Origin of the sequence: Anabaena azotica SJ-1 (genome assembly GCF_047275885.1) — a bacterium.
In the GTDB taxonomy this organism is placed as follows: Bacteria; Cyanobacteriota; Cyanobacteriia; order Cyanobacteriales; family Nostocaceae; genus Trichormus_B; species Trichormus_B azotica_A.
On the sequence record NZ_CP178454.1, the window covers coordinates 4,143,668 to 4,163,108 of the forward strand.

Sequence of the window (19,441 nt, forward strand, 5' to 3'; positions counted from 1 at the left end):
CAAATCATCAAAATTGCTTTGAATTATGATGGCTTCAGAAATTTCCAACTCAGTACCCGTAACTGTTTTAACCGGCTATTTAGGCGCAGGTAAAACCACCCTACTCAACCATATTCTCACTTACGAACACGGTAAAAAAGTTGCTGTTATCGTCAATGAATTTGGAGAAGTAGGCATTGATAATCAACTGGTTATTGATGCAGATGAAGAAATTTTTGAAATGAACAACGGCTGTATTTGTTGTACAGTGCGTGGCGACTTAATTCGCATCATTAGTAATTTGATGAAACGGCGAGATAAATTCGACCATTTAGTAATTGAAACCACAGGATTAGCTGATCCTGCACCTGTAATTCAGACATTCTTTGTGGACGAAGATATGCAAAGCCAACTATCACTAGATGCGGTAGTTACAGTTGTAGATGCCAAGCATATTTGGCAACATTGGGAAGCAGACGAAGCCCAAGAACAAATTGCCTTTGCAGATGTGATTTTATTAAATAAAACAGATTTAGTCACTCCAGAGAATTTAGAAGAATTAGAAAAGCGGATTCGGTCAATGAATGCAATGGCAAAAATTTACCGCACCCGTAACTCTGAATTAGGAATGGATGCTTTGTTAGGAGTCAAAGCCTTTGATTTAGAACGGGCTTTAGAAATTGATCCAAATTTCTTAGGCGAAGATGCTCATGTACACGATGAAAGCGTCTACTCTGTAGCTTTAGTAGAAACAGGCGCATTAGATGGGCAAAAATTAAATGCTTGGATGTCAGAACTTCTTAGCACCAAAGGTGTAGATATCTTCCGCATGAAAGGCATTTTAAATATTGCGGGAGAAGATGATCGCTTTGTCTTCCAAGGAGTACACATGATATTTGATGGTAGACCAGATAGACCTTGGAAAGCTAACGAAACTAGGAAAAATGAACTGGTTTTCATTGGTCGTAATTTAGATGAAGCCAAATTAAAACAGGATTTTCAGGCTTGTTTTGTCTAAATTGACATGGGAATTGGAGAATAAATGCAAGTAAGAATTTAGGAGTCAGGAGTCAGAATGCTGATGACATGAAGAATAGAGAGAATTGAGATTCTATCAAAATCATCAAAGTTGATTAAAAAATCCTTTATTCTTCTATTCTCTTGACTTGGAGTATTCTCTATCCTGAATACTTACAAATGCAAATATTCCCTCTTCCCTATCCCTTAATCCCTATCTTCTGTCCAAAAATGAATTTAACAACTAGCAAATCAAAAAATTTTGACATCTACTATTCAGGTCAACTAGCAGATTATGTCACATCTCTAGCTTGGTCATCTAACGGAAAAACCCTGGCGGTAACTTCCGCCGCTGGAGAAGTTGCAATTTGGGAAGATGGCGAAATTACGAACTTACAAACAGCTACAGGTAAATCAATTGATTGTGTAGCTTTTTCCTCTGACGGTAAATATTTAGCCATTGGGGGACAAGATGGGAAAGTGAAAATCTGGCGAGAAAATCAATTAATTAATACTTTAGAAAATGAACCTGCTTGGGTTGATAAATTAGCTTGGAATCATACAAGTAATTTACTAGCTTTTAGTTTAGGGCGTTACGTTCAAGTATGGGATGCAGAGACAGAAGAAGTTGTTGTCACTCTCAATTTTGAAAACTCATCAATTTTAGGTATTGATTGGCGTAAAGATGGACAGTATTTAGCTATTAGCGGCTATCAGGGAGTGAAAGTTTGGAATACTCACAATTGGGATGACGAACCGTATATTTTGGCTACAACTACAGTGAGTGTAGCAATGGCTTGGTCGCCTGATGGCAAATATTTAGCTTCTGGGAATATGGATCGCAGCGTCACCGTTTTAGAATGGGAAAATCCTGATCCTTGGGTAATGCGAGGTTTTCCGGGAAAAATTCGCCAGTTAGCTTGGTCAGAAGTCACAACCGCTACAGGTGCGCCGCTTTTGGCTTCTTCCAGTGTAGAAGGTGTAGTAGTTTGGGAAAAATCAGCGGATGAATCCTTGGGTTGGGAAGCGCGAATATTGACCAATCATGTGGATATAATTAATGCGATCGCCTACTCACCCCAAAGCCTCATTCTTGCTTCCGCTGGTGCTGATGGTTGGTTGTGTTTGTGGAACCAAGCCTATGAAGTATCCCAAATACTCACAGGTGTCCGTGGAGGCTTCTCTACCCTAGCATGGCACCCCCAAGGTAAATTATTAGCCGCCGGTGGGGAACAAGGGGAACTAATAATCTGGTCAAGAACTACTGACTAATGCTAAATAATTGGCTATGCTGTATCAGCAGCAGCCTTTAAGTGTGAACTATGAACATAGCTAAACTGATTTTCCTTGCTTGTCATGTCTTTCTTGCATCTCTGCTGCTGGTAGTTAGTCCAGCGCACGCATCTACTAAATTTAAAGCTGTACCTGATGCACAAATAACTGTAGTAGCATCCGCACCAGCAAATTCAGAATTAACAGCACCAAAATTAACTCAACCAGAACCTCAAATTATTAATCATATTGGTTGCAGTTGTAATACCTGTATTCAGTCCAATTTTCAAATGTTGCAAGGAAAGCTACCTGCTGCTGGCTTTTAATCAAGTTAGGACTTATGAAAATTTTCAAGGCACAGACCTACTGTGCCTTTATTAATTGAGATATCAGCACACAAACATAAAAATATATTTTTGATTTTATTTATGCTCAAAAAAATCCTATATAAGAATTTATTTAAAAGTGCATTTCTGGTTTTAACAATGGGATTTTCTGGTTGTGGAAATCAAGTTAAATCTATAACATATCTTCAGTCTAATCAAACTACTAGAATTAACAAAAATCTTCCTCAAGTTGTAGCAACTACCAGTGTATTGTGTGACCTAACTAAACAGGTCGCTGGAAACACAATTAATCTTATTTGCTTGATTCCTCCTGGTCTAGATCCGCGCATTTATCAACCAACACCAGAAGATATGCAAGCCATTGAACAAGCAAATCTAATTTTTTATCATGGCTATAATTTTGAACCAAGTTTGATCAAAATTATTCAAGCTAATAAAAACAGTTCAACCAAAATAGCCGTTAGTCAACGTGCTGTACCTAAACCAGAAAGATTGCAGAAAAATGGGAGAATTTTTACTGAACCACATATATGGCACAATGCTAAAAATACCATTAAAATGGTGGAAGTAATTAATAGCAATCTAGTTAAGTTATTACCAAAAAATCAAAAAATATATAACAGTAACACCAGCAAATTAAACAAAGAGTTAAACCAACTACATAACTGGATTGAATCTACACTCGCTACTATTCCTAAGAAAAATCGTAAATTAATGACAACTCACGAAGCGATGATTTATTATGTCAAAGCTTATAATTTCCCCTACAAAGGTAGTTTACATGATATTAGCAATGAAGATAATTTGACAGATACAAGAGTGAAAAATTTAGCTGAATATATTCAACAAGCAAAAGTACCCACAGTTTTTGCAGATACAAAAACTAACCCTATTTTACTTGAACCAATTGCTAAAGAAGCAAATGTGAAACTTTTCTCCAGACAACTTTATATTGATGGACTTGGTGAACCTGGTAGTGACGGAGAAACCTATCAAAAAATGATGGATGCTAATACGCGCAGTATTGTGGAAGGATTGGGTGGAACGTATCTGAAGTTTGCACCGAATGTTGGTAAGTAGGGTTTGCTGAGAAAGTCTTTTCGTGGAGACAGGGAACAGTTTTAGCTGTCTGGTATAGTTGAATTTTGTATTTCTGCAAAAGCAAAATGCAGCCTTTTGGCACTGATAGCTTCAAAAACCTTGCACTTCCTTCTTCTCTTTTTCACCTCAATCCCTTGATTTATACAGGTTTTACATTTATTCAACAAACCCTATGTACATCAGCAATAAAATGTAGGTTATTCATGTTGAAGGAATGCTGGTAATGTTATCTGAAACTGTCCAAGCTGCATAGTTGATAGCTTGTCTAATATCTTCTTCCTCTAACTCTGGATACGCTGCTAAAATTTCCTCAATTGAAAGTTTACTGGCTAGTAATTTGAGAATACAAGCTACAGTAATACGCATTTCTCTAATTGTTGGTTTTCCTAAACAAATGTGAGGATTAATAGTAATGCGATCTAATTGATTCAGCATTATTAACTCCTAATATTAAGCAGGATAATAAATTGATATTGCTTTTTTTAAGAAAGCACTAGCATAGGCAAGACAGGCTTGGATATCTTCAATAGTAATACCTGGATAATTACGCAAAATTTCTTCATTACTCCAGCCTTGGGCAAGAAGATCAATAATAAATTCTACTGCTAGTCGTGTGCCTTTGATGATAGGTTTACCGACTAAGATGTTTGGATCTATAGTAATTCGAGATTGCCAATCCATAGTTATTAATTGTATGAATATTTGACATCGGGAAGTATTAAAAGCAATTTTATCACTCATTTGCATTTGCCCGCCGACATTCAGCAATTGAATGTTCTATCTCTGCTGCTTCTGATCACTTAAAATTCCTGCAAATTTAGCCAAGGGATAATCTTTACGTGTAGCTTTCACAGCAGGATGTAATAATTCATTAGGTACTTGATTTCGTTCAATCTAAAATTTCAGAATTGCGGGTAACATATCTTGAGGAGGTTTCAGCAAACATAAGAAAAAGTTGCTCAGATAGTCTGATGTTTACTCTAGTTTATCTCATGCGATCGCTCTCGCAACTGCTATAATGATGTCAGTGAGCAACAAGAAAAAGTCATGCCTGAACTAAAAGTTAGCATCAGTGAAACTACACACAAAACTCTGCTAACAATGGTAGAGGACTCTGGTGAGACAATTCAATCAATTTTAGATCGAGCTATTGAGAATTATCGCAGGTCTTTGTTTCTCACACGAGCCAATGAAGCTTTCACTCTTTTAAGGCAGAATGAAACTCTGTGGGAAGAGGAGATTTCTGAGAGACAGTTATGGGAGCAAACTATAGCGGACGGGGTTGAAGGTTAGTAAGCGTTGGGGAAATGTATCTTCAGAGACACTAGCAGAAGTCGAAGACAGGCTGAAAATTTTGATGGGATTGTAGTTTATTGCTGACTATTTAAAACAAAATTGCGATCGCACTCCTATAGTTTATCTGATGCGATCGCTTTCCTCTTCACAGGCATCGCTCCCATGCAAATAAAAACGGTGGGTTAATAAAATGTAACTTTACAAGAGGAGCGATCGCACTGTGGCAATAATAGGTGTATGAAAGACAGTTATCAGAACAAAATATAGCAGATTAAGTTAAAAGTTATTAGTACAAATCTGTAGAGGTTGATAGCAATCTTTCGCCAAACGTTTTTATCTTAGGTATTCTAACCATATCAGAAGGTAAACCAATTAACATTCTCATAGGTCGCTCACAGGCTACAGATACAAAGGAAGAATCTTTACAAATACCTTTTTCAACATCATGAATATATGTAATTAAATTACGTCCTCTTAAAAGTAATGGAGCAATATACTCAGGTTGTATCTCTCTTTCAAACCAATCAATTAAGTAGTCTGAATAATCTATCTTTACTAAGTTTTGGGCAATAAGGAATCGTGTATAATTATGTAAAAAATGATGTTCATCTGGTCCAACCCCAAGCCCAACCTCAGATTTATTAATTCCAAGATAAATTTCTGCAATTTCAGCAGCTAGAGATATTCCAAAGTAAATATGTCTACATAAATTAGTCAGTCCATTGCAGAAAAGATCCAGGTAAGTTATGGGAAATGAAGCATTACCAGAATGTTTACTTGCCATTACCTTTAATAGTTCTGGATATTCAAGCAAAGTCGAAGAAACAGGACCAACAGACAACATCAACTCTTCACTAGCAACTAGGTCAAGTCTGTTTGTTTTTGGAACACTAATATAGCAGTTTTCTCTCTCTTTACTAGGTATATTTAGCTGGTATCTTACATCTGTATAATAAGTCAAACTAGATTCTGGATTATGTAGAAATAGATAAACTGGAAGTGGGAAAGCCTCCCAATACATTCTATGCTTTTCCTCTGGATAGAAAGCCCAATGATCACCTCTATCATTGAAATATGACAATCCTGACTTAATTTGAGCAGCCGCTAATCTTCCAGGAGTTTTTCCATTTGAAACCAGTTCAATTTGTCCATCTATTCCTACATCTGCATTAGGAGTTTCTCGAAAAATCAAATCAGTTCTATTGAGTTGAGCAGCAACAGCTAAAACTCCTGCACGTTCAGTAAAGTAGTTATTTGATACTTGTGGTAGTTTCAATCTAAAGTCTCCTTAATAAAACGGAAAGTAGTCCTAACCAGCTAAAACAGGAATCTTCAAAGGTACAAGAGCTTTATGCAGTACACTAGGTTTTGCACTTAAATACACCTCGCGGCAATTGCTATCATTGTATCCAACCACAACTGCGCCTATAGTTGTACCAATTTCTGGATACATTTCTGGACTCATTCCCCCTTCATCTAAAAAATCTGGGATTTTGATCAACCCTTTAACTAAAGACTCATCAATATTGACAAAAACGCCAAAGGGTGTATGAAACTCTACTTTTCCCAAAACAAACTGACCTAGCTGATACTTAGATTTAATATTTTCCCAACTTGTACTATCCATAATATTCACCGTGATTTCAGGACTCGTGGAAATTGGTTAAGGATGGGAAACAAACGTTGAGGAACAACCACCTCTATTCGCTCACAACCATCTTTTTCATCATAACGATATTCAAGAGATTTGAAATACTGTTCGTAGCTTGCCTGATCAATATATACCTCAAGAATCCCCTCTTGATAGCTTTCGTTGAATTCCTCTGCAATGCTTCTGTGGTTGGGTCCTGCAAAGTAGCAACTTCCATCAAGGTAGGGTGGATTATAGGGAAAATCAGCGACTTGAAAACCTTCCTGTAATAATTTTTGACCTTTACCTTTTTGTGGTGCTTTGTAAATTGTAACGCTTAGAGTAGATGCTAATTGACCAGACTGCATGAATAGAATAAGCTCAAAACTATTTGTATTTTTTAATTGTTCCCAGTCTTCATCCTGGTCATCCTGATTCTGACAATTCCCCCATTCTCACATACACCAGGCAAATTGAGAAAAAAGTCAATCAGTCCTAAATTTAGTTACAGTTAGATAACAAATAAATCGTGAGGGGTGATACTATGCGTGTCTTGCTAGTTTATCCAATATTTCCCAAAACCTTCTGGTCCTATGAAAAAATCCTAGCACTCGTAGATAGAAAGGTTCTATTACCACCATTGGGTTTGGTGACAGTTGCGGCGATTTTGCCCCAAGAATGGGAATTTAAACTTGTAGATCGTAACATTCGCCCAGCAACAGAAGAAGAGTGGGCATGGGCAGATATAGTCATATTCTCGGCTATGATTGTCCAAAAACAAGATTTACTAGATCAAATCCGGGAAGCAAAAAGACGTGGTAAGTTGGTAGCTTTGGGTGGTCCTTATCCTACCTCTACACCCCATGAAGTGGAAGCAGCAGGGGCAGATTACCTGATTTTAGATGAAGGGGAAATCACTTTACCTATGTTTGTGGAAGCGGTACAAAAAGGTGAAAAATCTGGAGTTTTCCGCGCTACTGAAAAACCAGATGTCACTGGTACACCCATTCCCCGCTTTGATTTATTAGAATTTGAAGCTTATGATATGATGTCTGTGCAGTTTTCGCGGGGTTGTCCCTTCCAGTGCGAATTTTGCGACATCATTGTTTTATATGGACGCAAACCCAGAACCAAAACACCTGCACAACTTTTAGCAGAATTAGATTATCTCTATGAGTTGGGTTGGAGACGTGGCGTGTTTATGGTGGATGATAACTTTATTGGCAACAAACGCAATGTGAAATTGTTGCTAAAAGAGTTAAAAGTTTGGATGGCTGAACATCAATATCCATTCAATTTTGACACAGAAGCTTCCATTGATTTGGCACAAGATGCAGAGATGATGGAGTTGATGGTTGATTGTGGATTTAAAGCCGTATTTTTGGGTATTGAAACACCAGATGAAGATAGTTTACAACTAACTAAAAAATTCCAAAATACTCGCAGTTCTTTAACTGAATCTGTAGAAACTATCATTAAAGCTGGACTGCGGCCAATGGCTGGGTTTATTATTGGTTTTGATGGTGAAAAAGCCGGTGCGGGCGATCGCATCGTCAGATTTGCAGAATTAGCCGCTATCCCTTCCACTACCTTTGCCATGTTACAAGCGTTACCCAACACCGCATTATGGCATCGGCTGAAAAAAGAAGGTAGACTGCGGGAAAACAAAGATGGAAACATCAATCAAACCACATTGATGAATTTCATTCCCACTCGTCCCTTAGAAGAACTTGCCAGGGAATATGTAGAAGCCTTCTGTGCCTTATATGACCCAGTAGCCTATTTAGATCGCACCTATCGCTGTTTCTTGATGTTGGGTTCACCCCAATGGACAGCACCAGCGAAAACACCAGAATGGATAGTGATCAAAGCATTGCTAATTGTAATTTGGAGACAAGGCTTTAAACGGGAAACCCGCTGGAAATTCTGGCATCACTTCTTTAGCATTCTCAAGCATAATCCTAAAGTAATCGAACAGTACGTTTCTACTTGCGCCCACATCGAACATTTTATGGAATATCGGCAAATTGTCCGCGATGAAATCGAAAGTCAATTAGCCGCTTATGTAGCCCAAGGTGTAGAAAAACCTTATGTACCTGTGCTGGTGAAGGAGAAAGCTGAAGAAAAAGCCGAGGCTGTAGTTAGTTAGAGTTAAAGGCGATGCCTACATTAGTCATCGCCTATACATTTTGATTTATTTCTAGATGGTTTATATATTTAAGATTTTCTAATGTCCATCTCTGATAATAGCCAGTAGATTTTAATTTTTCTGCATACAGATTAACCTTTTCTATATTTTGAACTGTAAAATTTATAAATGGATCTCGCCTTGTATAAACTCCATCTATATTAAAATCATCAAGTGGATGACCAGTGAAAGCAATTAAACCGAGAGGAGATATGAGATTATTTAAAATTATGTTAAACTGCTTCATATCCTCTAGTGAGAAAGATTCTTTGTCGGGATGAATAACTATCATTACTTCGTGATATTTATCTGTTTTAAATTCATTGATTAAATCCATAACTTTTGCATCTAAGCCCAATTGCTCAGAGTAGGAAAAATTATAAACTTTATATAGAATTTTATTCTCCTGACGAAATTTATTTACAAAAGGGCAAATGGGCATATTATCAAAAACAGGATTTGGCTTTTCTATAAATTTTTCTATATGATCTATCATGGCGATAATCACTTCATCATCATTGCTATTGTGTAGGTTCATAAGTTTTAAAACTTTGTTATGAATTATCGGAAAGTAAAAGGAAAATACAGTTACTTCAGCATATCCAGAACATCAAATATTCACGGACATAATAGCACTATTTTTAGAATAAAATTCTTAACTTAAATTAAGATATATAGTGATTTTTCGTTCTGGTTCTATAACAACGCCTAACTATCCCATCATGATGGTATTGATAAAACTAACAGCCCATTGGCAAGCTGAATGCCTCCCAAAGGAATTGCTAATTGTAGGGTAGCAAAAACTTCTGAGAGGAACTTTGATGACGATCGCATTCAATTAACTACTCTAGTATTTATTGATAGAACTAAAATAATTTTATTGTAAGGATCAAGGCTATTCTATTGTAAATGAAGAGCCATAATGATTTAATCCCTGAGTGATAAAACCAAGACTAGTTCTTGGGGAGAAATTAAAGTTGTACCTACGGGTAATATGGCTAAGGCATTAGTTTGAGTTAAGTTAATTAAATTACCCGAACTATCATTACCCTGGGCTTTGTGAAATTGATAAACACCATTTACCAGATGTAACTTACCATGAATATAAGTTTCCATCTTGCCGTTAGATTGTAGTTCGGATGACGATTTTACTTTCAAAAATTTCCCTTCCCAACCTTTAGCAAGTCCTGCCAGTTTTTTAATCGTTGGTTGGACAAACCGCCAGCAAGTAACCAACGCAGAAACAGGATTTCCAGGTAAACCAAAGTATAATGAATTGGGGAAAGTTGCAAAAGTCAGAGGTTTCCCCGGACGCATTTGTACAGAGCTAAAGTGAACTTTTGCCCCCAGAGATACTAAAATCTGATCTATGTAGTCATAATCGCCCACAGATACACCACCAGTAGAAAGAACTATATCAGAGTTAGCGATCGCATAATCTATAATTTCTTTTAAAGCCGTAGGATCATCCTTAACAATTCCTAACAGTAACACTTCCGCCCCCAGTTCCCTTACCAACGTAGCCAAAGCATACTGATTAGAATCAACAATCTGCCCAGGTTTGAGCATTTCTTCCGGCATCACCAACTCATTACCACTGGAAAAAATCGCCACACGGGGACGACGGAAAACACAGACTTGCTCACGTCCTGCCGCAGCTAAAACCGCAATTTCAGAAGCAGTTAAACCAATACCTGCGGGTAACAGTTCTTTTCCAGCTTGGTAAAAATCACCCTTGCGTCTAACGAACTCTTGTGGTTGAGATGCCGCAAAGATAAAAACGCGGTTTTCTTCCCGGTGAGTCTTTTCTTGCATAACCACAGTATCCGCACCTGCTGGCATCACTGCACCTGTAAAAATTCGTGCTGCTTGTCCTGGTTTAATAATAACTTGGGGTTGATATCCGGCAGGAATTTCTTCCACAACTTCCAAAATAATCGGTTTATCAGTCCTTGCTTGCTGTACATCTGCAAAACGCACAGCATAACCATCCATTGCCGAATTATCCCAATGGGGAAAATCCAGGGAAGCAGTAACAGGAGTAGCTAAAATACGATTATTAGCCATCAATAAATCAACAAATTCTATATCCTGCTGGTTATTCAGCGGCTTTATAGCATTTAAAATAGTAGCTTCTGCATCTCTAACTGAAAGCATAGTGAATAATTACTGTTTTATATATTTTATACTCAAAATGGCTTAATTGTTTGATTCTACAAGTAGGGGTTGAGCATCGCTAAACCCCTACACATCCAGGGTTTTCCGTAATCTTATAAAAGTCAAAACCTCAGCCGTTTTGAGTATAGTTTAGAGGATGAATGAACAAGTCTAGGGTTGTATTGAGATCTCCCCTAACTCCTCTTAGAGATGGTTCAAAAGATGGAAATCGAAAAACAGTAGTGCGATCGCTCAAAACCAAACACCATCAAAAGAAAAAAGATTGTTAGCGCACTGCACGGATATCCAAACCCAAATCGAGATTGAGCCATGCGCGATCGCTTGTCAAAACAACAACTCCCAACCTCAACCCCAAACTCAAACAGGCGCGATCGCCTAGAGACAACCCAAAGGAGCGTGTTTGTTCCCACAGCCTTCCCGCCACCTCACCATCCTCCCATGTAAACGGCTCTACTACCAGCCCCAGCGCCAGCAAATCATCCAGCATTCCCTCAACAACTACATTCACTGCGATCGCCTTCTGAATCACCTCAGCCCAGTTCACACTCGAAATTACCGACTCAGCCAGTATTGCTTCCACAACATCACCCCCCGGCTCATCCTTTAGGTAAGCCAGCAGCGCCGAAGCATCCAGAACAAGCGTCATTCAGCGTCTTCCCTTTTTGCTTCTTCACGGCGTTCCGCTATTAATTCATCTACCAAACTTCTGTCCTTCTGTACCTGTGAGAACCGAGCTTTCAGCCGCAACTTGATTGTTTCTGGCTTCTCCAGAACTAGCCGACCCTCTTCCTCACGAGCAATCAGAGCATCTCCTGCTTCAAAACTGAGCGATCGCCGCAATGCTGCCGGAATCACCAAACGCCCCTGGCGACCGAGATGGACTTCTACCGATTTGGATAGTTCATTCATATTATTCTTTATCATGCCACTTTTTTCCATTAATGCCACATATTACTAATATATGGCATTAATCTTATCAGTTTTACCGTTTCTTGATTGAGATATGCAATAGACATTTGATTGGGCATCTTGATACTCCTATCAAAAACGTAAGTTGTAGATTTGTCCAGCCTTTAGCTGTTGGAGTTGTTGCAACGTCTCAGGCAAGTCTGGGAACAGATAAAGCCCTGTTGTTTCATCTCTGCTAATAGCGATCGCTCCCTTACGAATACGATCATAAATCCAGTGTGGTGGAACTGCCAAAACTGTGGCAACTTGGGGAATCGTCAGATAGCCAGAAATTTGACGAGGATGAGACTGGCTATGATTTTGAAAAATGCGATGTTTGAGCCGGATAGTTTTGACTGTACTGGGTAAGAGAGTTTTGCGTAGCGGTGAACGATAACCTTGGACTGTCAATTGTTGAGCAATGATTTGGTCGTCGAAACCTTCTTGGCTAAGGGAAATAATTTGAGTTTCCAGTTCATGAGCATTTGTGAGTTCAGCAAGCGAACCAACTGGAATCGGAAGATCAATAGTAGTAGTGTCACCACCTTTCCAAACAATACGAGTACGAACTTGGTCGCGGACAACACGATGAATAACAACTTTATCAATGAGGCAACGGAGCAGAGATTTCTTTTGAACTTGGGTCAAAACACCACTGTGCCATAGTTGAGGGAGTGTTTGCCCAATGGCAGTAAAGGTAGCTTTGAGTTCTTTTGGTAGTAAGGTGACTTTGGGAGTATGTTGGTGTTGAGCATCAGCAATCTCTGCTAGTTTCAATTCACGTAAAGAGTTTTCCCAACGTTGTTCCAGTTCTGCTGCCACCAATCGGTTATCTGGATCAACCCGATTAAATTGGCGTTCAGCTAGTGCTACTTGATAGCGCAAGCGTTCAATTTGTTGGCAATGCGCTCGTTTTACTGAATCTTCAGTTTGTTGTTGAGCTTTGACAGCCTGTTGGTAAGCATCTAGCTCCACTGGCGACAGAGCTTCAAAAAATGCATTGACGACATACTCATCAATTGTATCAGCTGGAATATACTGGCAAACAGGCACGCCATACTGTTGACGAAGGAAGTTACAGATATAGCGAGTGGACATTTTGTACTGTACAACCATCTTGTGACCACATTCACCGCAATAAACTAGCCCATGCAGTAATGCTGCACCAGGGCGAGGAATACCACGGGTTTTATTACGGTCATACTCAGCATAATTGTTCATTAGCTGGGATTGATTTTGCTCGTAAGTCTGCCAACTGATGTAAGCCGGATACACATCGTTGACTCGAATTTTCCATTCCTCCATCGGTAGATGCTTTTGCTGAGAGAGATTTGAACCAGAGCCACTTTTGAGTGTGCGTGTACGTCCATACACAAATGCACCAGCATAGGCAGGGTTTTTCAGGATTGAGATAATACTTGCCACACTCGGCTTGTGCCAGATAATATCCCCAAATCTGTCCCGTCGCGGAAGCAATAGCCCCTGCTCATTGAACATCCGCAACACCTTGGCAGCAGACTTGACCCGCCCAAAAGTTTGAAATACTAAGTCAATCCGGTCTACAACCTCACGATTCGGCTCTTTCTCCACAACACCTAGTTCATTACGAACCAAACCAACAGGTAAGGTCAGCGCCAGTTCACCTCTTTGGGCTTTACTGAGAATTCCAGCGGTTAAACGCGCCCGAATGGTATGTAATTCTACCTCTGAGATTTGTCCTTTGAGTCCTAATAACAATCGACCATTGGCACTGCCTGGATCATAAACCCCATCTCTGTCAGCAATCAAACAACCTCTGTATCCGCACAAGTCCAGCAGAGGATACCAATCTGAGCAATTACGTGACAAGCGAGTAACATCATAAGAGAGGATAATTCCTACCAATCCCAACGTTACCTGAGCTAACATTTCTTTAAAACCTGGTCGCTGTTCAGCACTTGCTGCGGTAGTTCCTAAATCACTGTCAATCACTTCAATGTTATTATCCGACCAGCCTAGTTCGCTCGCTCTTTGACGCAAGGCATATTGTAGGCGCAGGCTCTCCTGGTTGCTGACTAATTGATGTGGGGTAGACTGACGAATATAGATTATGGCTTTGCGGTTCAGGTGTTGGAGTGTCACCAGTTCTGAGGTACTCATAAATTACCTCCTCAAAGACGGTTTGGAGTTCGTTGATGATGACTTCTTGGAGCGCCGGGGTGAGGCGACCCCAGATTTCACAGGGTTTGATTGACATAAAACCTCACATTCTTTCACTAAGTTGACCAACTCAGTTACACTCTCTAATGTGAGCTTAGTACATAAATATTCTTTTGGGATGGCTAGTTGGGTTGCCGATAGAGGAATGCGTAATCGCATATGACCCTGATAAGCCACTACCACATGACCATTACCATTTGGCGGGTTTGATATAGATATCACTGCAAACCTTCGTCCAAATAGTGGGTGCATTACATCAGTAATTTCGATTTGGGTTAAGTCTTCTGATGGGTTCTTGAGATGGGCATTAAGTAATGGGTTCGTTGACCGAATTCAAATATGCGTTATCCAGAACCCTTGTAGAGACACTGCATATAACGTTTCTACATCCTTTCTTACCATATATTCATTGTGTTTTATATCGCATAAATAAATTTATGTGAAAACAGTATGTTCTTTATCTAAAGCTAATAGACATCTCCGTATAAAAATATTATACTTTTGCATAGTGAAATTTGCTGCAACAGTAAATCACTCGCAACCACACTACTTTAGTTGCTTTTTAAGCGTCTAGACTAGTTTAATAATTAGTCCAAAAAACAAGCGTAAATATACTGATTTAACCATTTAGGAGATTTAACCCAATGGCTACTATTTCATGGATAAATGCTGCCCTAACGCTGACATACAATCAACTGAGCGCATTTTCTGGTTTAGACAATTTCTGGCAGATTCTTGATACCGCTTTTGGTACGCAATACAATCGTAGTTTCGCGGAAAATCTGCGTTTACAGTGGCAAGCTGGTGATTTTACTCAACTTCCACAAATTGAGATTCTTGATCATAGCATTCTTGGCAACGCTAATGGGGCTTATGCCAGCAGCACTAATAAGATTTATCTGTCAAATATCCTTATTGCTAATGCCACAACAGCAACTATTAACGCGGTTTTATTAGAGGAAATTGGACATTTTGTAGATGCTCAAATTAATCTCACAGATAGTAATGGTGATGAAGGGGCGATTTTTGCGGAGTTAGTACAGGGTTATAGTTTGGATATTGAAATTTTAGAGGCTTTAAAGGCTGAGGATGATCACACAACGATTGCTGTAAATGGGCAAATTATTCAGGTAGAACAGCAGAATTTTACAGGAACTAATGGTAATGATACTATTACTGGAACTTCAGGAAATGATGTCATTCAGGGCTTGAGAGGTAATGATACCTTTTCCGGTGGTGCGGGTAATGATGTATTCGTATTTGATTTTGAACGGTATCAAAACAATTATGATGTAGTCATGGATTTTGTTCAGGGACAGGACAAAGTTGATATTAAAAACCTGAATATTAGTGCTTGGGCTACTCTGCAAACGCTCATTAGTAATGATGGACAAAATAATGCCTTAATTACCACTTATTATGGTGGTTATGCATCCCAATTAAAACTCAATGGCATCAATTCTACTCAACTACAAACTACTGATTTTATCTTCAATACAGTTACTGCCAATGATACTATCAATGGTGATGATTACAATGGCGATCGCTTATTCGGTGGTTTAGGGAATGATACCCTCAAAGGATTGAGAGGTGAGGATATCTTGTTTGGGGAACAAGGAGATGACCTTTTGGAAGGTGGTGCAGAGAATGATATCCTCTACGGCGGTGCAGGTAATGATACATTTGTATTTGATTTTGACCGCTATCAGCGATATCAAAACAATAATGATATCGTTATAGATTTTGTGAGAGGACAGGACAAAGTTGATATTACAAAACTTAATATTTCTGATTGGTCTACCCTGCAAATACTCCTGGGTAATGATGGACAAAATAATGCACTGATTAAAACTTATGTTGACGGACTTGAATCCAAGTTACAGCTGAATGGAATTAATTACGCCCAACTACAATCAACTGACTTCATTTTTAATACAGTTAATGCCAATGACGTTGTTGATGGTAATGACTATCATGGCGATCGCTTATTTGGTGGTTTAGGGAATGATATCCTGAGAGGATGGAGAGGTGAGGATGCCTTGTTTGGGGAACAAGGAGATGACCGCTTAGAAGGTGGTGCAGACAATGATATCCTCTACGGCGGTGCAGGTAATGATACAGCAGTTTACGCTGGTACTCGTTCTCAATATCAACTGAGTAATTCCAATGGGCTTTATACCATTACTCATTTGATCAGCAATGGTGACGGAATTGATCAATTATACGACATCGAGAAAATCCAATTTTCAGATCAAACCATAACTCTCATTGATACTGCACTTCCCGTCATTAATCTAGCGTTATCTCCCAGCATTGTCAGTGAAAATGGAAGCGCCAACCTCGTTTATACTTTCACTCGCACAGGCAGCACAACCAGCGCCCTAACAGTGAACTATAATGTTGGTGGTACAGCCACCTTGAATGCCGACTACAATCAAAACGGTGCAGTAAATTTCACTACTACCGCAGGAACTATTAACTTTGCGGCTGGTGCAAGTAGCGCGACTCTCAGCCTTGATCCCATCCCAGATACCATAGTGGAATCTGACGAAACAATTATCCTCACTCTCGTTGCAGGTACAGGATATGCGATCGCTAATACAACCCCTGTCATTGGAACAATTAGCAGCAATACTAATAATGTTGGATTTAATTATAGTGAAGCTTTAGAGAAATCAATTTTATTTTATGAAGCCCAACGTTCTGGGAACTTAAATGAAGCCACAAACCGAGTTCCTTGGCGTGGTGATTCTGCACTCAATGATGGTGCAGATGTTGGAGTTGATCTAACAGGCGGCTACTATGATGCCGGAGATCATGTCAAATTTGGTTTTCCCATGGCTAGTTCCATGACAATGCTGAGTTGGGGGGCTGTTCAGTATCGCAACGCCTATCAGCAAAGTGGACAACTAGACGAAATCATGGATGCTATCAAATGGGGAACCGATTACATCCTCAAAGCCCACGTCACCAATGGTGGTGTTACCACAGGGTTTTGGGGACAGGTGGGATTAGGCGATAGCGATCACGCCTTTTGGGGTCCTCCCGAAAAGATGACTATGGCACGCCCTGCCTTCAAAATAGATGCGACTAAACCAGGTTCTGATCTGGCAGGGGAAGCAGCCGCAGCTTTAGCATCTGCATCAATTATTTTCCGATCTACAAATGTCACTTACGCTGATCGTCTCTTACAAAATGCTATTCAATTATTTGCCTTTGCCGAAACCTATAAAGGTAAATATTCTGACTCCATTACCGATGCTGCCAAGTTTTACAAATCCAATGGATATAACGACGAACTAATTTGGGCTTCAACATGGCTGTACAAGGCAACCAAAGCAGCAGGAAATGCGAATACAACCTATCTTAGCAAAGCCGAAAACTACTCTACAAATCTGAATTTAGGGACATGGACTCAAACATGGGATGATAAGTCCTATGGTGCAATGGTTCTTCTCGCCCAAGAAAGTACCAACATTCGTTATCGGACTGAAGTAGAAAAATGGCTTGGTTTCTGGACTAATAAAAACGGTACAGGAGTCACATACACACCCGGTGGACTGGCATGGTTAAATCAGTGGGGTTCTCTTCGCTACGCAGCAAATACCGCCTTTGTTGCAGGTGTGTATGCTGATACGGTGAACGACCCAAATAAACTTTATTCCACTTTTGCAGAAAGCCAAATTGACTACATTTTAGGTGATAATCCCAACCAACGTAGCTATATGGTTGGCTTTGGTAATAATTCACCTCAAAATCCCCATCATCGTGGTTCCCACGGTTCTCTCACAAATAATATTAACGATCCAGTTGTTAATCGCAACATTCTTTATGGTGCAATGGTAGGTGGACCTGATCAAGCTAACGATAACAGCTACTCAGACGATCGCACTAACTATGTTACCAACGAAGTTGCCCTTGATTACAATGCAGGTTTAACAGGTGCCATTGCACGTATTTATGGACTTAACGGACAACCGTTGAATACTAGTATTACTCTAGCCTTAACACCAACTAGCGTTACAGAAGATGGAACTGGCAACCTAATTTACACCTTCACCCGCACAGGTAGTACCACCAATCCCTTAACCGTCAACTATAGTATTGCTGGAACAGCCAACAGTAGCGACTATACAGGTGCAACACCCGGAACAGGAAAAACCATCACTTTTGCCGCTGGTTCAAGTACCGCAACCCTAACAATAAATCCCACAACCGATACCACTGTTGAAGCTAACGAAACCGTGGTTTTAACTTTAGCTACAGGCACAGGTTACACCGTTGGTACAACTACTGCGGTGACGGGAACTATTACTAATGATGATGTAGCACCATCTGTCACCATTAACCTGAATGCGAACCAGACCATAGTTGAAGGTCTTATCAGTCCACAAAATGTTACCTATACCGTTACTCTCTCCAGCACCAGCAATCAAACCATTACTGTCCAATATGCAACTGTTAACGGTACAGCCATAGCAGGGTCAGACTATACCAGCAAAACAGGAATATTGACTTTTGACCCAGGGATAAAAACTCAATCTATCATTATCCCCATTCTCAATAATTCCCTCAATGAAGCCAATGAAACCTTTACCGTGACGCTGACATCTCCCACCAATGCCAGCTTAGGAACTAAAACCTCTGCTACCACAACCATTACTGATACTCTCAATGCCTCTGCTACCACTACCCTGGCCGCAGGTGTAGAAAACCTGACTTTGACAGGAACTGCAAATATTAATGGTACAGGTAATGCCGGAAACAATGTGATTAGGGGTAATGGTGGGAATAATACCTTAACTGGTGGTGGTGGCAAAGATACACTGTTTGGTGGAGTAGGAATTGACCGATTTAGTTACAAAACTCTTACCGATTCTGTTTTGAGTAACTTTGATGTGATCACAAGTTTCAATGCTACCACTGGCAACGATTTATTTCTTGTTACCAACCCACGGACGGGATTTACTAATGCGGGAACTGTGACAACTCTTGATGCAGCCGGAATTAGTGCCAAATTAACAACTTCTAATTTTGGCGCAAATTTTGCCGCTCAATTCAGCTTTGGAACTCGTACCTTTGTAGCGATTAACAATGCTACGGCTGGTTTTAGTGCTGCTGCTGATGCCATTATTGAAGTGACTGGTTTAACAGGAACTTTGGGAATTAATAATTTTGTAACTGTTTAGGCTGAATCCGATGTAGTGATTGACAGGAGGGGCAATTCATGAGTTGCCCTTAACTCCAAAAATGCGATCGCTCATCTCGTACTAATCTCATATTTTT

General features: G+C 39.7%; 17 protein-coding genes. 7 read left to right on the forward strand and 10 right to left on the reverse strand.

Annotated features, from left to right (window positions below; all coding sequences use genetic code 11):
* Nucleotides 1–25 precede the first annotated feature (25 nt).
* From ACLLO5_RS18170 to ACLLO5_RS18185, 4 genes are all read left to right on the forward strand, one after another.
* Nucleotides 26–997 (forward strand): CobW family GTP-binding protein, encoded by a 972-nt coding sequence (locus tag ACLLO5_RS18170; protein ID WP_413171884.1) that lies wholly within the window; start codon nt 26–28, stop codon nt 995–997.
* A gap of 230 nt (nt 998–1,227) precedes the next feature.
* The gene (locus ACLLO5_RS18175; RefSeq protein WP_413171885.1) at nt 1,228–2,268 is read left to right on the forward strand and encodes a WD40 repeat domain-containing protein; all 1,041 of its coding nucleotides are present in this window, start codon (nt 1,228–1,230) and stop codon (nt 2,266–2,268) included.
* 50 nt (nt 2,269–2,318) lie between these two features.
* The gene (locus ACLLO5_RS18180) at nt 2,319–2,594 is read left to right on the forward strand and encodes a hypothetical protein (RefSeq protein ID WP_413171886.1); all 276 of its coding nucleotides are present in this window, start codon (nt 2,319–2,321) and stop codon (nt 2,592–2,594) included.
* 102 nt (nt 2,595–2,696) lie between these two features.
* Nucleotides 2,697–3,695: a metal ABC transporter solute-binding protein, Zn/Mn family gene (locus ACLLO5_RS18185; protein WP_413171887.1), complete on the forward strand. Its 999-nt coding sequence runs from the start codon at nt 2,697–2,699 to the stop codon at nt 3,693–3,695.
* 222 nt (nt 3,696–3,917) lie between these two features.
* Here ACLLO5_RS18185 and ACLLO5_RS18190 read toward each other — a convergent pair whose 3' ends face one another.
* Nucleotides 3,918–4,151 (reverse strand): DUF433 domain-containing protein, encoded by a 234-nt coding sequence (locus ACLLO5_RS18190; protein WP_413171888.1) that lies wholly within the window; start codon nt 4,149–4,151, stop codon nt 3,918–3,920.
* Nucleotides 4,152–4,166: 15 nt separating this feature from the next.
* On the reverse strand, nt 4,167–4,397 hold the full coding sequence (locus ACLLO5_RS18195; protein ID WP_413176127.1) for a DUF433 domain-containing protein: 231 nt from the start codon (nt 4,395–4,397) through the stop codon (nt 4,167–4,169).
* Nucleotides 4,398–4,763: 366 nt separating this feature from the next.
* On the opposite strand from ACLLO5_RS18195, the gene ACLLO5_RS18200 reads away from it, so the two are divergent.
* Entirely contained in the window at nt 4,764–5,009 is a 246-nt protein-coding gene (locus tag ACLLO5_RS18200; protein WP_413171889.1) for a hypothetical protein, read from the forward strand.
* Nucleotides 5,010–5,298: 289 nt separating this feature from the next.
* Here the strand turns inward: ACLLO5_RS18200 and ACLLO5_RS18205 are convergent, their stop codons facing one another.
* Genes ACLLO5_RS18205 through ACLLO5_RS18215 form a run of 3 tightly spaced genes read right to left on the reverse strand, consistent with a single transcriptional unit; the run spans nt 5,299 to nt 7,010 of the window.
* Nucleotides 5,299–6,288: a DUF4365 domain-containing protein gene (locus tag ACLLO5_RS18205; RefSeq protein WP_413171890.1), complete on the reverse strand. Its 990-nt coding sequence runs from the start codon at nt 6,286–6,288 to the stop codon at nt 5,299–5,301.
* Nucleotides 6,289–6,321: 33 nt separating this feature from the next.
* Nucleotides 6,322–6,639: an RNA-binding protein gene (locus ACLLO5_RS18210; RefSeq protein WP_413171891.1), complete on the reverse strand. Its 318-nt coding sequence runs from the start codon at nt 6,637–6,639 to the stop codon at nt 6,322–6,324.
* Nucleotides 6,640–6,644: 5 nt separating this feature from the next.
* Nucleotides 6,645–7,010 carry a hypothetical protein gene (locus tag ACLLO5_RS18215; RefSeq protein WP_413171892.1) on the reverse strand — a complete coding sequence of 122 codons (366 nt, stop codon included), beginning with the start codon at nt 7,008–7,010 and terminating at the stop codon, nt 6,645–6,647.
* Between the two features lie 176 nt (nt 7,011–7,186).
* Here ACLLO5_RS18215 and ACLLO5_RS18220 point away from each other — a divergent pair, with 176 nt between their 5' ends.
* A complete protein-coding gene (locus ACLLO5_RS18220; protein ID WP_413171893.1) occupies nt 7,187–8,791 on the forward strand; it encodes a B12-binding domain-containing radical SAM protein in 1,605 nt (534 codons plus the stop codon).
* A gap of 31 nt (nt 8,792–8,822) precedes the next feature.
* Here ACLLO5_RS18220 and ACLLO5_RS18225 read toward each other — a convergent pair whose 3' ends face one another.
* The 5 genes from ACLLO5_RS18225 to ACLLO5_RS18245 form a co-directional block, all read right to left on the reverse strand.
* On the reverse strand, nt 8,823–9,368 hold the full coding sequence (locus tag ACLLO5_RS18225) for a hypothetical protein (RefSeq protein WP_413171894.1): 546 nt from the start codon (nt 9,366–9,368) through the stop codon (nt 8,823–8,825).
* Between the two features lie 389 nt (nt 9,369–9,757).
* Nucleotides 9,758–10,987 (reverse strand): gephyrin-like molybdotransferase Glp, encoded by a 1,230-nt coding sequence (gene glp / locus ACLLO5_RS18230; RefSeq protein ID WP_413171895.1) that lies wholly within the window; start codon nt 10,985–10,987, stop codon nt 9,758–9,760.
* A 286-nt stretch (nt 10,988–11,273) separates the two neighbouring features.
* A complete protein-coding gene (locus ACLLO5_RS18235; RefSeq protein ID WP_413171896.1) occupies nt 11,274–11,654 on the reverse strand; it encodes a type II toxin-antitoxin system VapC family toxin in 381 nt (126 codons plus the stop codon).
* Nucleotides 11,651–11,932 carry an AbrB/MazE/SpoVT family DNA-binding domain-containing protein gene (locus tag ACLLO5_RS18240; RefSeq protein WP_413171897.1) on the reverse strand — a complete coding sequence of 94 codons (282 nt, stop codon included), beginning with the start codon at nt 11,930–11,932 and terminating at the stop codon, nt 11,651–11,653. Before ACLLO5_RS18240 ends, ACLLO5_RS18235 begins: the two co-directional genes overlap by 4 nt.
* Nucleotides 11,933–12,049: 117 nt before the next feature.
* The gene (locus ACLLO5_RS18245) at nt 12,050–14,095 is read right to left on the reverse strand and encodes a recombinase family protein (protein ID WP_413171898.1); all 2,046 of its coding nucleotides are present in this window, start codon (nt 14,093–14,095) and stop codon (nt 12,050–12,052) included.
* 704 nt (nt 14,096–14,799) lie between these two features.
* Between ACLLO5_RS18245 and ACLLO5_RS18250 the strand changes: the two genes are divergently transcribed.
* On the forward strand, nt 14,800–19,344 hold the full coding sequence (locus ACLLO5_RS18250; RefSeq protein ID WP_413171899.1) for a glycoside hydrolase family 9 protein: 4,545 nt from the start codon (nt 14,800–14,802) through the stop codon (nt 19,342–19,344).
* The last annotated feature ends 97 nt before the right edge of the window (nt 19,345–19,441 follow it).